The 16,057-nt window shown below is 43.8% G+C and carries 11 protein-coding genes; 6 read left to right on the forward strand and 5 right to left on the reverse strand.

Annotation, left to right across the window (positions count from 1 at the left end; all coding sequences use genetic code 11):
• Positions 1–729 precede the first annotated feature (729 nt).
• From FTU90_RS13765 to FTU90_RS13780, 4 genes are all read left to right on the forward strand, one after another.
• Positions 730–1,269, forward strand: coding sequence for a spore coat U domain-containing protein (locus FTU90_RS13765; protein WP_180072889.1), 540 nt, complete (start codon positions 730–732; stop codon positions 1,267–1,269).
• A gap of 24 nt (positions 1,270–1,293) precedes the next feature.
• Positions 1,294–2,043, forward strand: a complete 750-nt coding sequence (locus FTU90_RS13770) for a molecular chaperone (protein WP_180072891.1) — start codon at positions 1,294–1,296, stop codon at positions 2,041–2,043.
• 76 nt (positions 2,044–2,119) lie between these two features.
• Positions 2,120–4,429: a fimbria/pilus outer membrane usher protein gene (locus tag FTU90_RS13775; protein WP_180072893.1), complete on the forward strand. Its 2,310-nt coding sequence runs from the start codon at positions 2,120–2,122 to the stop codon at positions 4,427–4,429.
• The gene (locus FTU90_RS13780) at positions 4,420–5,406 is read left to right on the forward strand and encodes a spore coat U domain-containing protein (RefSeq protein ID WP_180072895.1); all 987 of its coding nucleotides are present in this window, start codon (positions 4,420–4,422) and stop codon (positions 5,404–5,406) included. Before FTU90_RS13775 ends, FTU90_RS13780 begins: the two co-directional genes overlap by 10 nt.
• Before the next feature lie 12 nt (positions 5,407–5,418).
• On the opposite strand, the gene FTU90_RS13785 is transcribed toward FTU90_RS13780, so the two are convergent.
• From FTU90_RS13785 to FTU90_RS13805, 5 genes are all read right to left on the reverse strand, one after another.
• The gene (locus FTU90_RS13785; RefSeq protein WP_159138977.1) at positions 5,419–5,889 is read right to left on the reverse strand and encodes a spore coat U domain-containing protein; all 471 of its coding nucleotides are present in this window, start codon (positions 5,887–5,889) and stop codon (positions 5,419–5,421) included.
• Between the two features lie 305 nt (positions 5,890–6,194).
• Entirely contained in the window at positions 6,195–7,313 is a 1,119-nt protein-coding gene (dnaJ, locus tag FTU90_RS13790; RefSeq protein ID WP_005094779.1) for a molecular chaperone DnaJ, read from the reverse strand.
• Positions 7,314–7,417: 104 nt separating this feature from the next.
• Positions 7,418–7,795: a hypothetical protein gene (locus tag FTU90_RS13795; RefSeq protein WP_180072897.1), complete on the reverse strand. Its 378-nt coding sequence runs from the start codon at positions 7,793–7,795 to the stop codon at positions 7,418–7,420.
• 131 nt (positions 7,796–7,926) lie between these two features.
• Positions 7,927–11,064 carry an efflux RND transporter permease subunit gene (locus FTU90_RS13800; RefSeq protein WP_180072899.1) on the reverse strand — a complete coding sequence of 1,046 codons (3,138 nt, stop codon included), beginning with the start codon at positions 11,062–11,064 and terminating at the stop codon, positions 7,927–7,929.
• A gap of 2 nt (positions 11,065–11,066) precedes the next feature.
• Positions 11,067–12,170 carry an efflux RND transporter periplasmic adaptor subunit gene (locus FTU90_RS13805; protein WP_035337502.1) on the reverse strand — a complete coding sequence of 368 codons (1,104 nt, stop codon included), beginning with the start codon at positions 12,168–12,170 and terminating at the stop codon, positions 11,067–11,069.
• Between the two features lie 148 nt (positions 12,171–12,318).
• Here FTU90_RS13805 and FTU90_RS13810 point away from each other — a divergent pair, with 148 nt between their 5' ends.
• Together FTU90_RS13810 and ppc are read left to right on the forward strand one after the other, a co-directional pair.
• A complete protein-coding gene (locus tag FTU90_RS13810) occupies positions 12,319–12,942 on the forward strand; it encodes a TetR/AcrR family transcriptional regulator (protein WP_180072901.1) in 624 nt (207 codons plus the stop codon).
• Between the two features lie 150 nt (positions 12,943–13,092).
• Positions 13,093–15,777, forward strand: a complete 2,685-nt coding sequence (gene ppc / locus FTU90_RS13815) for a phosphoenolpyruvate carboxylase (protein WP_180072903.1) — start codon at positions 13,093–13,095, stop codon at positions 15,775–15,777.
• Positions 15,778–16,057 lie beyond the last annotated feature (280 nt).

Genomic DNA, 16,057 nt, shown 5'->3' on the forward strand with positions numbered 1-16,057 from the left:
GAGAAACAGAATAAACGTTCCCGTGCCAAGAAAAGTATGCCGAGCCGTAAAGCTCAGAAAGCTGTTATTGAACAAAGAAATTTAAATCCTGTGCTTGACTCTTGTGGTTAAAAACAGGACATTTTAAGTGGTTTTTCGCATAGACATTTTAATTGGTGAATAACAGCGATTTTAAATAATATTATTTATCAAAGGTTTAAGACAAAAAAAACACACAACCTTCAAGATCAAAAAACACACGTTTTAACAACTCGTGTTTTTTTTAAGCAGATTTGTAATCTTTCGCCAATAAAATCGTCTAAAAAATGCTCAATTTTGGCATTTTCCCAATGTTCTCAGCTCTTCCAGGGCGAAAACTATCCCCAATTACTGTGGATGAAATTTAGGCTATTTTGTACGCTTAGGCTCACATCAATCTCGGCCCTTTGCTGCTATGCGGCATACTGGAATTTTCCTATGATCAAGTCATCAGGAACAGGATGTTCCATAACATAAAACAAAAATTATAAGTTATTGCACATGGACCAGAGGGTACAACAGCACAATCAGCAACGATAAAAAACCCCGGCAGGATGCTGGGGTTTTTTATTATTTAGATTTCTTAAATCAGCGTCGGGTGTGCCGTCCAGGATACGAATTAAAGTCGCTTAACATAACGTCAATAAATATTGAAAAAGTCATAAAATGTGATATGTTTCACACTCTATTTTTTAGTAGTAAAATTTTTTTATGAAACTATTAAAAAATAACAGCAAGTTTTTAAAAAAACCATCTGTTTCATTATTAATAGGCCCTTATATGAAAAACTTTATCACTACAGCATTATTGCTTTCTTCTGGCGTATTTATAGCAGGACAAACAAATGCTTCTACTAAAACTGCGGATGCAACTTTTAAAGTTAAAATTGAAGTTGTATCAACATGTGCGATCAGTGCTACAGATATCGATTTTGATAAAGTAAATAGTGGTATCGCAGCAACAGATAAAACAGGTAATCTAAATGTAACCTGTACCAGTCAGACACCCTACAGCGTTGGTTTATCTAGTAGTGGAAAAATGACTCATACGACTGACCCTACGTCTAGCATTGCTTATCAATTATTTAAAGCATCCAGTGATACAGCAGAGTGGGACAACGACAATAATCGATATTCTGCAACTGGTTCAGGTAGTGTACAGACTATCCCGGTAGTTGCTAAATTATCTGGCTCTACAAATGTACGCGCTGGTAACTATGCAGATACCGTCACAGCCACAGTAACTTATTAATTTTTATTATCGTAAAGAGTCCACATGAAAAAGCCAGCCAAATTCTCTCATGTATTCCACATTTGTGGTGCAGGAATCTTGGCAGCTAGTATTTTTATAACACAGGCGCATGCTGCCAGTTTGCAAGTTGCGCCTATTTTATTAGAATTTTCACCGCAAGAAAAAGTCAAAGAACTTTGGTTGACCAATACAGGTAATGAGAGTATTCGTGCACAAGTACGAGTGAACGCTTGGACACAAAGCAATCAACAAGATATTTTAACAAACTCCAAAGATCTAATTGCTAGTCCTATGGTCATTAGCATTCCTGCCGGACAACGGCAATTGGTTCGATTGATCCGCAATACTCAAATAGCAAATACGACTGAACAAGCTTATCGCCTCATCGTGGATGAATTACCTAACTCCCAGACTGATGTACAAAGTGGTCTACAATTGTTACTCAAATATTCCATTCCTGTTTTTTTAAAAGTATCGGACAGTAATGATATAGATCAAGGCATAACATCCCTGCAAGGTATGAGCTTTAAATATAATACGCAAACACTAACAATCAACAATCAGTCTAGTCATTATAAGCGCTTTAGTCAGTTTTCCTACATGGATGCGCAAGGCAAAAAAATACCAATTCAAATGGGATTGATGGGTTATGTACTTAGTGGGAAAAGCATGCAATGGAAAATTCCAAATAATATAAATGTTACGCGTGGCGGAAAGTTTATAGCTGTAGTTAATATGGATCTTCGTGAACAAACTCTACCATTATCTCCCTGATACAGAATAAGCTTTAGGTATAGGGAGTTTCTGATCATTGAAGGTTCGAGCAAGCAATTTTATACTTGCAGGAATGATGCTGGTCACAGCACCGACAACATTTGCAGAACAATACTTATCCAATAATATAGACAGTGCGATTCAACAGGAATTGTATTTGGATGTAGAAGTAAATCAGTCTGCACAGATTCAAATTGGTCATTTTTTACAACAAGATCAGCAACTCTATATTGATGTAGCTTCCTTAAAAAATTTCGCCATTACTGCCGAGATAACACCAATCATAATTGATCAGGTACCCTATATCGCACTTGATCAGATTGTAGGGCTAAGCTATAAATATGACGACCTCAATCAAAAAATTTCAATCCAAGTACCTATTACACTGTTAAGCAGTCAACATCAATATGGCTATCAGCATCTGCCTGCTGCAAAAGTTAATCCATTGCATGAAAAAACAGGTGTCTTGCTCAATTACACTGCCTTTGCTCAGCAGCATGAGAATATATTTTCTTTAAATGGTTGGAATGAATTTCGTGTTTTTGGGCTATTTGGTGGGGTATTCAGCCTTTCTAGTAGCTACCAATATCAAGATAATGCCTTTATAAATCATCATATACTGGATACATATTGGGAAAAAGATATCCCAGAACAATTGCTTAGACTACGTTTAGGTGATGCACAAAGTAATGCACTGTCATGGACACGCTCTACTCGCTTGAGTGGTTTTAGTTTATCGAAAAATTTTGCTTTACAACCCTATACCGTGACGACCCCCTTAATGAGTTTTAAAGGTCAGGTAGCATTGCCTTCACAAGTAGATTTAATAATTAATGGTATTAAGCAGGCTTCTCAAGATGTCGTACCAGGACAATTTGATATTCAATCAGTCCCCAGTATTACAGGTGCAGGCAATGCACAAATGGTCATTACAGATATTAATGGTCAACAGCAAGTACTGAATATTCCCTTATATGGTACGAATAATCTACTCGCAAAAAGCTTAAATGACTGGTCTTTTAATTTAGGTTATCCAAAGTTAAATTATGGCTTATCTTCATTTGATTATGCACAAGATCCTGCATTTAGTGGAAGCTATCGTTATGGAATATCAAATAAACTTACTCTGGAAACACATACTGAATTGACCGATCAATTGCAACAGGTAGGACTAGGCACACTTTATCAATTAGGCAAACGTGCAGGACAGCTTAATCTCTCTTATGCTTATAGTCGTACACCTGAGCAACATGGACAATTATTAGGCCTAGGTTATAGTTGGAACTCTACATTAATAAGTTTAAATTATAATGGGCTACGACAGTTTGGTGAGTTTAATGATATTGCTAGCTTGAATGATGCGGCATTTGCCAGTAGGTCAGACCAATTTTATATAGGTTTTAATACTAAAATTGGTCAGTTGGGAAGTAGCTATATCCAGCAAAAATATACGGAGCAAGAGAGTAAGTTTGTATTGCTAAACTGGTCTTATATCTTGCCGCAACGTATGAACCTAAATTTAGGTTATACGCATGATTTAATTAATAAGAAAGATAGTTATTATCTATCACTTAATATCCCGTGGGCGCAACGTAACTCAGCCACAGCATCAATACAGCGTAGTCATGATAACAAACAGTTTGGTGTGAATATAATGCATACGCTAAATCAAGATCAGGGAGGGATGGGATGGCAAGCCATGGCCAATCGTACAGATCAATACTCACAGTTTCAGGGGCAGATCGACTATCTCGGTCGCTATGGGTTAGCACAATTAAATGTGCAACATACAGCATCAGACCAACAAAATAATACCAGTGCATTTGCCTCAGTCAACGGAGGGTTAGTTATTCTAAAAGACGTGATACTACCCACGCGTTTGAGTAACGGTTCATTTGCTATTGTCTCAACAGATAATATTGCTAGCGTACCGGTGCGTATGGAGAATCGTTTGATTGGTAAAACTAATCAGAAAGGATATTTGCTATTGGATCGTCTAAATCCATATCAGCATAATAGTGTAGCAGTTGATACCCTGAACCTACCCATAAATTTAAAAATAGAAACAACACAGCAAGATGTTGTACCTCGTCAGGCAAGTGGTGTATTCGTTCGTTTTCCAATGTATCAAGTGAAATCCGTTCAATTACAGGCAGTCGATGATCAGGGAGAGAATCTAGCAGTGGGTAAATCTGTTTGGGATATTCAACCATCAATACAGCAGCCTCCTAAAACCATTGTAGCTCATGATGGTATTGTATATTTAGATGATGTGAAAAATAATAAATTATATATTGGCGATGAGCTTAAGCAATGCCAAGTGAATCTTCCTGAAGTTTCCACTCTTGAAGGTTTTAGCGATTTAGGAAGGGTGGTATGTCAATAACTCATCAATTTAACCGAATCAAAGCTTATGGCCTCATCAAGCGTTTAGCTTGTATGAGCTTATTGTTTTTAGCTTATAGCATATGCTCTTCATCTGCTTATGCAGAGAGTTGCTGGGTAAGTGGAGGTAATTTAAGCCTAGGCACAGCGAATATTCAAGGCTCGATGACAGCTTCTACGGATATTACCGTAACATGTAATTCAAACTGGAGTCAGCCCGTGACATATAAGATATGTATGGTAGTTGATAGTATAGATCCAGCGGCTAAAGATCCTCGCACAATGATTAACTATGATAACTATCCTGCTTCCTTATTAAATTATAACTTATATTATGATGTCGCACGAACACGCAAGATACCAAACTCAGACGCTAAAAATACAGCTCAGTGCCAGTCTGTTCAAGTAGGTGCTAATACAGGAAGTCCGAGTACATTAGTCAAAATGTATGGTCAAGTTCTTGCAGGACAAAATGTACCTGCCGGCTCCTATAAAACCAATAGTACTTCCATAAAGCTATACTATGCTTATCGCTATGGCTTAGAAGTACCTTCAGATTTAGAAGCTCTAGCTAGTCAAAATAGCTCAACTAACAATATAGTCGTCAATTCTAACTATGAAAATAGCTGTTTGATTTTATCTGCATCAGATATAGATTTTAGTTCAGTGGAGCTATTGAATAATACTTTATATCGTTCAGGGACTATTCAATTAGCATGTCCAATGGGTACCAATATGAAGGTAAGTTTAAATAATGGTCTAAATCCATTGGGCTCACAAAGACGTATGAAAAATTCTTTAGGAAGTTATATTCAATACGGTTTATATCAGGATCCAAGTCACTCGAACATTTGGCAGGCGGATACTTCATATTCTATAACCCACCAGACTATCCCTGTTTATGCGATGGTCCCATCGCAAAGCATTAGCAGTATAGGGAAATATTCCGATACCATTACTGTGACTTTAACTTATTAGAAAACTCTATATTTAATAGGTAATCGTAGCAGTAACTGTATCTATATATTGACCGGCAGGAACGTTAGTATCAGGCACTTTCCCCCAAATGGTAATATTTTGAGTTTGTCCTGTACCGTGTTGTGAAAAAAGATTTTCAGAGCTGTTTCCCCATTCTTTGCTCATAGATGCATCTTGATAAAGTCGATATGAAAGCTTCAAGGAAGCATCCTGAGTATTCTTTAGTGTACCATCACTATTTAGTGAAATATTGTAAGGCGTACCATTAGTACATGAGACATTTAGACTACCCGTTGCCTGGATATTTTGGGTATTACGAGAAATCGTACCAAAATCTATATTAGAAGTAGAACCTGTGCCGATATCACAAATTTCATTGACTTTTATTTTGACCTGAAACTGTGTGGACTGCCGGTCACTCATGGTATAAGCAGAGACTGAAACTACAGCTAGAATTACAAATGAATATTTAAAAATTTTCATTGAATGTGCCTATATCCAATATAGATAATTATATTAATCTGAATTGTAGAGAGTAAAAAGCTAACTATTTAAAGTAATAGTCTGGATTACGCACTAAATTTCATGATTCTAATCATATTATTCGATTTTACTCAACTATGCTGCCATCTAGTAAACAATTCAAAAATAAAAGGGCAAACAGGCTAGATTTAACATAAAAACTCTTATGCGAAATCCCATTTCAAGTACCTAATTCTATTTCTATCATAGTATAAATTTAAAGCACAAAAAAGGACGCCGCAGCGTCCTTCTTTATTTTCATTCGATCAATCAAACAAACGATCAAAGAATGATTTTTTCTTTGGTGATGATTTACTGTCTTCACCATCCATAGTTTCTTGCAGCTCTTTCAACAGTTCACGTTGACGTGCACTTAAATTAACTGGTGTTTCCACTACAATACGGCACAGCAAATCACCTTGCATGCTGGTACGTACCGGTTTAACACCTTTGCCACGTAAGCGGAACAGTTTACCCGTTTGCGTCCCTTCAGGAATTTTCAGGCTTACTCGACCGTCTAGAGTCGGAATCTGAACCTCCTTACCTAACGCTGCATCGGCGATTGAAACCGGCACATCCATATACAGGTCAGCACCATCACGCTGGAAGATTTCGTGCTCACGCACCACCACTTCGACGTACAAATCACCTGACTGACCATCACGAATCGCTTCACCTTTACCGGTCAAGCGTACGCGGTCGCCATTATCCACACCCGCAGGAATAGTAACTTCCAGCGTTTGCTGACGATCCGACACACCTGAACCATGACATTTATTACATGGGTTCTTGATGATCTTGCCCTGACCGCGACAGGTACTACAAGTTTGCTGCACCGAGAAGAAACCTTGCTGCATACGCACTTGACCGGCACCATGGCAGGTACGGCAGGTTTCTACATCATTTGGATTTTTTGAGCCTTTACCATCACAGGCATCACATGGTGCCGGTGCAGTAAAAGTAATGGTTTTCTTGACGCCTTTGACCGCTTCTTCCAGGGTCAATTCCATCACATAGCGTAAGTCCGAACCACGGCGTGCACGTTGCTGGCCACGACCACCGCCGCCACCGAAAGCACCACCGAAAATATCACCGAACTGGCTGAAAATGTCTTCTGCGCTGAAACCACCACCGAAGCCGCCACCGCCGCCCATACCCCCTTCAAAGGCCTGATGGCCCATACGGTCGTACATGCTGCGCTTTTCACCATCAGACAGCACTTCATAGGCTTCTGCTGCTTCTTTAAATTTATCTTCAGCTTCAGCATTGTCCGGGTTACGGTCTGGATGATATTTCATCGCCAACTTACGGTAGGCTTTTTTGATTTCATCATCACTAGCGGTTTTAGCGACGCCCAAAACCTCATAATAATCACGTTTAGCCATGTCTGGCGATGCTCCTCACGGAATTTTGTTTAATATTCAACTGAGGTCTGAAATTGGGGTCAAACCTGATTTTACAAGGGGAAATATGAAAAAAATTATATGCTTTAGAACACGGCTTTATTTTGAGAGAATTTATGGATGCCTTTAAACCAGGCATTGAGCAGGAAAATAAAGGCAATAAAGCTGAAAATCACCCCGGTCACGACACAGGCTTTGACCCATAACTGGCTGTCCCAGGCAAAGAAAAACAGCGGAATAAACCACAGCGCAGCAAAGAGCGCCAAAATGGTATAAATCATGATATTTCGCATGATCCACAAGGCCTGTGCTTGTAACCAGACTTCGGCATAATCGACTTGCGTCACTTTACGGGCCAACCAGTAAGCAAAAAGTCCACTAAATAGCGTAAATAAGGCCAAAAACATGAAGACATAAGCCATCGCTACGGAACGTCGCATCTTGGTTAATGTAGTTTGAGTCATGTTTGGTTTAACCTCATTACCGGATTGGCAGTTCGGCCAATGCAGTAGTTACTTATTTTTTTAAATTATAAAAATCTCAGCTGCTACTATATTGAAAATTTCAATATTTCGCACCTGAAATTATGACAATTTTAAACAGAATTTAAACTTTTTTTCACTTTAAACCATTGTGCATATAAGGCAGGCAGGAAAAACAGGGTCAGAAGTGTCGCCACAATTAAACCACCCATAATTGCCACTGCCATCGGCCCGAAAAAAATACTGCGGGACAAGGGAATCATGGCTAAAACAGCGGCCAATGCGGTCAAGACAATCGGGCGACAACGGCGGACTGTGGCATTGATAATGGCATCCCATTGGGATTCTCCGGCCTGAATATCCTGCTCGATCTGGTCAATCAGAATCAGGGAATTTCGCATGATCATTCCAGAGAGCGCAATTGTCCCGAGCATGGCCACAAAACCGAAAGGTTTATTGAAAAGTAACAGGAATAACACCACCCCGATAATGCCTAAAGGTGCGGTCAGGAATACAATAAAGGCCCGTGAGATGCTCTTGAGCTGAATCATTAACAGGGTCATCACCACCGCCAGGAATAAAGGCATGCCAGCATTGACCGAGTTCTGGCCACGTGCGGATTCTTCGACCGTGCCGCCGACTTCCAGCAGATAGCCATTCGGCAACTCAGCTCGAAGTTGGTGCAGTGAATCGTGTAATTCATTCACCACAGTGGCCGGCTGTAAGGCCGTGCGAATATCGGCACGCACTGTGATGGTCGGTAAACGATTCCGATGCCAGATCAAGCCTTCTTCAAAGCTATATTCAATGTTGGCAAGCTGTGCCAACGGTACCGAAGTACCACGTGACGTCGGTATCGCCAGACTGCTTAAAGAAGCGACATCAACGCGTTCAGCCTGCGCACCACGTAAACGGATTTCAATCAGTTCACGCTTTTCCCGATACTGATCAATGCCGGCCCCCAAAATCGAGCTGTTCAGCACATTGGCCAGCTCACTGCTAGTCACGCCCAACTGACGGGCACGATCCTGATCGATCTCCAGTTTGATGACTTTGCTCGGCTCACCCCAGTCTAGATGTACATTGGTGGTATTCGGATTATCGCCCACGGTTGCGGCGACTTTCTGCGCCCATTCACGAACCAGTCCCAGATCTTCACCAGAGACCCGGAACTGCAATGGATAACCGACTGGAGGGCCATTTTCCAGCAGGGACACCCGGGTACGGACTTCCGGTAATAACAGCCGAATCTGGTCACTCAAGGATTGACGGATTTCGTTACGATCTTCCAAAGAGGATGCCAGCACCACAAACTGGGCAAAACTGGTTTGCGGCAGCTGCTGATCCAGCGGTAAATAGAAACGCGGAGAACCAATTCCGACATAGGCCACATAGTTATCAATGCCCTGCTGTTTCGACAAAAAGGCTTCAACTTTTTTCACCGCAGCTTCGGTGGCTTTCAGAGAGGCGCCTTCTTCAAGTTTGAGATCCACCAAAATTTCAGCCCGATTCGAGGGCGGGAAAAATTGCTGTGGCACCAGCTTAAACATTAAAATGGAGAGAATAAAAATTCCTACCGTTGCTGTAATCACGGTCTTACGATAGGTCACACAGGTATTTACCCAACGGCGAAAACCTTGATAAAACCGGGTTTGATAAGGGTCATGCTGTTCGCCGGCATGATGCACGACCGGCTGGGGTTCGGGCTGCTTGCGCAAACGCGCCCAAAGGCGCTGATACCACGGCGCTTTTTGTATCAAGTCTTTGTTGAAATTGGGCAGCAGTTTATCGCCCAGATAAGGCACAAATAACACCGCGGCAATCCAGGACATCAGCAGTGCAATCGTGACCACCTGAAAAATAGAACGGGTATATTCACCGGTACTCGATGCTGCTGTGGCAATCGGTAAAAATCCGGCGGCGGTAATCAGGGTGCCGGTCAGCATTGGAAAGGCGGTGGTTTTCCAGGTAAAGCCTGCTGCTTCAAGCCGGCTATAGCCCTGCTCCATTTTAATCGCCATCATTTCAATGGCAATAATCGCATCATCGACCAGAAGACCAAGTGCCAGAATTAGGGCACCCAAGGAAATTTTATGCAGGCCGACATCAAATAAATGCATGCCGGCAAAGGTCATGGCCAATACTAGCGGAATCGAAAAGGCCACCACCAGTCCGGTACGAAAACCCAGCGAGAAGAAACTGACCAGCAGCACAATAATTACTGCCTCTGCCAGCACTTTCATAAATTCATTGATACTGCGTTTGACTGCCACTGGCTGATCGGAGACTTTTTGCAACTCCATGCCGAGGGGCAAGGTTTTTTGCAGACGGGCAAATTCCTGTTCCAGATGTTTGCCCAGTGCCAGAATATCGCCGCCTTTGCGCATGGACACGGCAATCCCAATGCCATTTTCAGCCATAAAACGCATCCGGGGTTGGGCCGGATCACTAAAGCCACGATAGATCTCAGCGACATCTCCCAGCTGAATGGTTTTGCCATTTATCAAAAGTGGCAGTTGCTGTAATTCTTCAATACTGTTTAAGGCACCGCTGACCCGAACCTGAATCCGGTCTGAACCGGTTTCAAAAAAACCGGCATGGGTCATGGCATTTTGCTGCTGCAAAGCCTGCTGAATGGCGCTGACTGGAACTCCGAGCTGGATAGCTTTGGTATTGGAAATCTCAATCCAGATTTTCTGGTCTTGCAGGCCGATTAAATCGACTTTGGCGACATCTTTGACCCGTTGCAGTTGTAGCTGCAAACGGTCGGCGTATTCCTTGAGGGTCGCATAATCGAAGTCTTTGCCTTTGAGCACATAGATATTGCCAAAGGTATCGCCGAATTCATCATTAAAGAATGGGCCTTGTACTCCTTGCGGCAATTCATGCCGGATATCGCTGACTTTCTTGCGCACGTTATACCAGACATCGGCCACATCTTTCGAAGCCAGAGAATCCTTGGCAATAAAGGTCACCATGGATTCACCCGGACGCGAATAGGCCATGATGCGGTCATATTGCCCCGTGGTCATCAGTTCCTTTTCAATCCGATCCGTGACCTGTAAGGACACTTCTTTGGCACTGGCACCCGGCCAGTAGGTCTGAATGACCATCACTTTAAAGGTAAAAGGCGGATCTTCACTTTGCGACAGCTGGGAATAGGACACGATGCCAATCAGCCCGAGCAGGATCATAAAATACAGTACTAGGCCCTTATTCTTTAAAGCCCATTCCGACAGGTTAAAGTTCATATTTAACTCCCTGCCTGAACGGTCACAGGACGGTTTTCACGATTAATCGGATTGATTTTTTGCTGGTCACGCAGCAAATGTACGCCGCCAATCACCACATAATCTTCCGCTTTCAGGCCACTGAGTACCGGTACGCTATCGCGACCATAAGCCCCTAAAGTCACCGGGACTTTGTGTACAGTATGATCCGGCTTGACCAGCATCACATAGGCTTGTTGATCTGTGGCTGAGACACTGGACAGCGGTACACTGAGCCTATTGTCCCGGCTGTGCTGAAAAAACACCCGGGCACTTTGTCCGAGCTGGATCTGAGCATTGCCTTCGCGCAGTGAGACTTTGACCCGGAAGGTACGGGACTGATCCGCAGCTGGTGATATTTCACGGACAAAGGCACTAAATTTTTCTTCAGGTTTGGACCATAAAGTCACCGTGGCAGGCTGTCCGACCTTGACCTCTGAAATGGCCTGTTCCGGCACGCCAATCACCACTTCACGCTCACCGGAAATGGCTAACTCATATACCGCTTGCCCGGCTGCGACCACCTGACCCGTTTCGATATTGCGTGCCGTGATCACGCCATTTTTAGTGGCAATCAGCTGGTTATAAGTGGTCTGGTTTTTGGCAGTATCATAATTGGATTGCGCCTGTTTCAGACTCGACTGTGCAGCTTTATATTGATTATCGATGGCATCATATTGCGAGCGACTCACGGCATTGACCGGTAACAGCTGCTTGAAACGCTGTAGTTCATCCTGAGCAATTTTACTGGCAGACTGCGCGTTTTCCAGCTGGGCACGTGCCGCATTCAGCTGCAACTGGGCATCTTTTACATCCAGTGTGGCCAGCACCTGTCCGACTTTGACTTGGTCCCCGACATCGACGAAGCGCTGGGTCACCTGTCCCGCTACCCGAAAGGCCAGTGCTGTTTGCTGACGCGCCTGCACGTCGCCGGCATAACTTTTCAGTTCATGCTGTGAAGTGCTCGGTGTGGTCACCATGACAAAGGGAACTTCCTGTTCTGCGGCGATTGTATCTTTACTGCACCCATTTAAGGTCACACTGCAAAGCATCATCATGCCAGCCAACACGCTGTAAATCCTGCTCATCTTATTCGCTCTTATCTGATCATCTTTTTTCGGGCAAACTATGCTGATATATTGAATTGCTTATTTTTTAATTAATATACCACCCGGTACACTAATTACAACAGAACCCTCAAAGCAATGACCAAGTTGACTTTTTTTGGAAGAAATTGTGCAAATACCTGTAGGACGACCGAAAGATCTGGAGAAACGCCAACGCATCCTGAGCGCGGCCAAAGCGCTATTTTTAGCGCATGGTTATCATGCCTCCAGCATGAACCAGATTGCCCGTGAAGCCGGGGTGAGCAAACTGACGGTCTATAACCATTTTCAGGACAAGGCGACGCTGTTCAGCTGTGCCATTGAAGATACCTGTGAAGCCATTCTGCATGAGCATCCGCAGGTCTTGCAGCCAAGCAGTGACTTTGCTCAGGAATTTTATCGGGCCTGTTTACGCGCTTTGAATATTATTAGCCTGCCTGAAGCCATCAAACTGGACCTATTACTCATGGAGCTGGCCTCGCAGCAAAGCCCGCTGGCAGAGCAGTTTTATCAGGCCTCGCATGCCAAACTGGAGGCGGTCTGGCATGATTTCTTTGCGCTGGCGCAGCACTACCAGTTTATTCAGGTCGATCGACCCGAGAAACAGACCGAACTGATCGTGTGCCTATTGACCGGAACACGTCATCAAAAAATCCTGCTCGGACTTACAGCTCCGCCCTCCAGTACAGAACAGCAGCAGATCATTAGTCAGGCGATTGAGCTGTTTATGCTGAAATACGGAATATCTGGCTAAATCCCTTCTGATCGCTTGAGTGCTGGCGACAGGATACTGGCTAAAATTTGCTAAAAAATCTGCAAAATATCTGCAACTTTTGTCTGTAAAGGACTTGGATTGTCCTACAGTCGCGGTATAGTCAAAGCAAGCATTTAAGGGAATATAAAAATGATTCAACAAATTGATGCACCACTACGCGAAGACGTACGCTTACTGGGTAATTTGCTGGGGGAAACCTTAAAATTACATGCGGGGCAGGATTTGTTTAATCAGATTGAGCAGATTCGTGCTTTATCTAAAGGCGCACGTGATGGACAGGTCGAAGCAGAAAAACAGCTAGAACAATTATTTTTGAGTCTGGAAGATGCGGAAATCCTGCCTCTAACCCGTGCCTTTACCCATTTTTTGAACTTTGCCAATATTGCCGAACAATATCATGTGGTGCGTCGTCGTCGCCAAAGCGAATTCGATGACACGGCAGAATCCCCTAATCCTCTGGTACCGTTATTTGAAAAATTTAAACAGCAGGAGATTTCTGCCGACACGCTATACCAGCAAATTTGTGAATTAAAAATTGAACTGGTACTGACCGCGCATCCGACAGAAGTCAGCCGCCGCACCCTGATCCAAAAATATGATGGTATCAATAATGCCCTGTCCAAATTCGACCAGCAGAAACTCACGCCGCGTGAACGTCAGGCGGTGTTGGCAGATCTGAAACAGCTGATTAGCTCGGCCTGGCAAACCGATGAAATCCGTCAGCATCGTCCGACCCCGATCGATGAAGCCAAATGGGGTTTTACTACCATTGAACAGACCCTGTGGAATGCAGTCCCGAAATTTATCCGGGAACTAAATGGCATGGTGCAAGCGCAATGCGGCCAGAACCTGCCCTTAGATATTGCACCGGTACGTTTTGCTTCCTGGATGGGTGGTGACCGCGATGGCAACCCGAATGTTACCCATAATGTGACGCAAGAAGTGTTGTGGCTGTCGCGCTGGAAAGCAGCCGATCTCTATGTACGCGATATTGAAAACCTGCGCTGGGAACTCTCCATTCAGCAATGTAGTACGGAAATCTCCGAGGCATTGGGTCTGGATCATCCAGAACCCTACCGTGAATATTTACGTGATACCCGTAGCCGCCTGAAAGCGACCCGACACTGGCTGGCAGAAAAATTAAAGGGCAATGATGCCGATGAGAGTTTAGTCATTAAAAGTAAAGATGAGCTATTACAGCCACTATTGACCTGCTATCGCTCCTTAATGGACTGCAATCTGGCCGAAATTGCCAATGGCAGCCTGCTGGACTTTATTTACCGGGTCAACAGCTTTGGGATTGAGTTACTGAAACTGGATATTCGTCAGGAATCAGGACGTCACCGTCAGACAATCTCGGCGATTACCGAATATTTAGGGCTGGGAAATTTTGACACCTGGACCGAACAGGCACGTCAAAACTTTTTACTGCAAGAATTGCAAAGCAAACGTCCCTTGCTCCCAAAACATCTGAATGAGCCAGCCGGCAGTCTGATTCAACACCCGGATGTACAGGAAGTCTTTGCCACCATGCGCACCCTGGCAGAACAGCCAAGTGAGTCTCTGGGTGCCTATATTATTTCCATGGCGGAATATCCAAGTGATGTGCTGGCGGTATTGCTTCTACAAAAAGAAGCGGGTATCAAGCACGCCTTACGAGTGGTACCGCTGTTTGAAACCCTCAAAGATCTGGACGGTGCAGCCGAGACCATGTCGACCCTGTTCAATATGCATTGGTATAAACAGCATATTCAGGGCAAGCATGAAGTGATGATTGGCTATTCGGATTCAGCCAAGGACGCCGGTTTTATGTCGGCCAACTGGGCGCAGTACCGTGCCCAGGAAGAACTGACGACGATTGCCCAGCAACATGGCGTTCAGCTGACCCTGTTCCATGGCCGTGGCGGTTCGATCAGCCGTGGCGGTGCGCCAACCCAGCAAGCCTTGTTCTCACAGCCACCGGGGTCGATTTCAGGCACGATTAGGGTGACTGAACAGGGTGAAATGATCCGCTTTAAATTCGGACTGGAAGAAATTGCCCTGCAAAATCTGGAAATTTATACCGCTGCGACCTTAGAAGCAACCTTGCTCCCGCCACCCGAGCCAAAACAGGAATGGCGCGACTTGATGCATCAAATGACCGAACTCTCGGTTCAGGTCTATCGCCAGACCGTGCGGGAAAACCCGCACTTTGTCAAATACCTGCGCACTGTCACTCCGGAACTTGAACTGCAAATGTTGCCGCTGGGTTCACGGCCGGCGAAACGTAAAGTCAGTGGCGGGATTGAATCCTTGCGTGCGATTCCGTGGGTATTTGCCTGGACCCAGATTCGTCTGATGTTACCTGCTTGGCTGGGTACCGGTGCCGCGCTGAATAAAGTACTGGATCAGGGGCAACGGGCGGTACTCGATGAGATGCTGGCAGAGTGGCCATATTTTCAGACCCTGATTGATATGCTGGAAATGGTGCTGTCCAAAGCCGATGCACATGTGGCCCTGTACTATGAATCACATTTAACTCAAGATGAAGATCTCAAAGTACTCGGCACAGAGCTGCGCCAGCGTTTGCAGGATGCTGTACAGACCTTGCTGACGTTAAAGGGTGAATCCAAATTGCTCAGCAGCAACGGCGTCCTGGATCAATCCATGAAAGTCCGTAAACCGTATTTGCTACCACTACATTTGCTGCAAGCCGAGCTGATGAAACGTCGTCGTCTCTATCTGCAACAGCAGCAAGCTGAAAATACTCCGGTGGATCATGCCCTGATGGTCAGTATTGCCGGAATTGCTGCGGGTTTACGCAATACCGGTTAATCCAAACAGACTGTTTAAAAGCACATCTTCGCGATGTGCTTTTTTATTGAGCAGTCAATAGCCAAGAAATATTTTATTTTATATAGTAAATCAGATTTATTTATACATAGCCCTATTGATTATAAGAAATTAATCTACTGATTTCACTTTAGTTTTAACTCAAAATTCTTTTACCACCCGGTAAAATATTAAATAAAGTCATAGAATTAATTTGAACAAAAATTTTGTTTAAGTGATTAAATCTTCTAAAGAACAAGAGTATGATGTGCACAATTTATCT

The sequence above is a fragment of the Acinetobacter sp. YH12200 genome, from assembly GCF_013418175.1.
Taxonomy (GTDB): domain Bacteria; phylum Pseudomonadota; class Gammaproteobacteria; order Pseudomonadales; family Moraxellaceae; genus Acinetobacter; species Acinetobacter pseudolwoffii.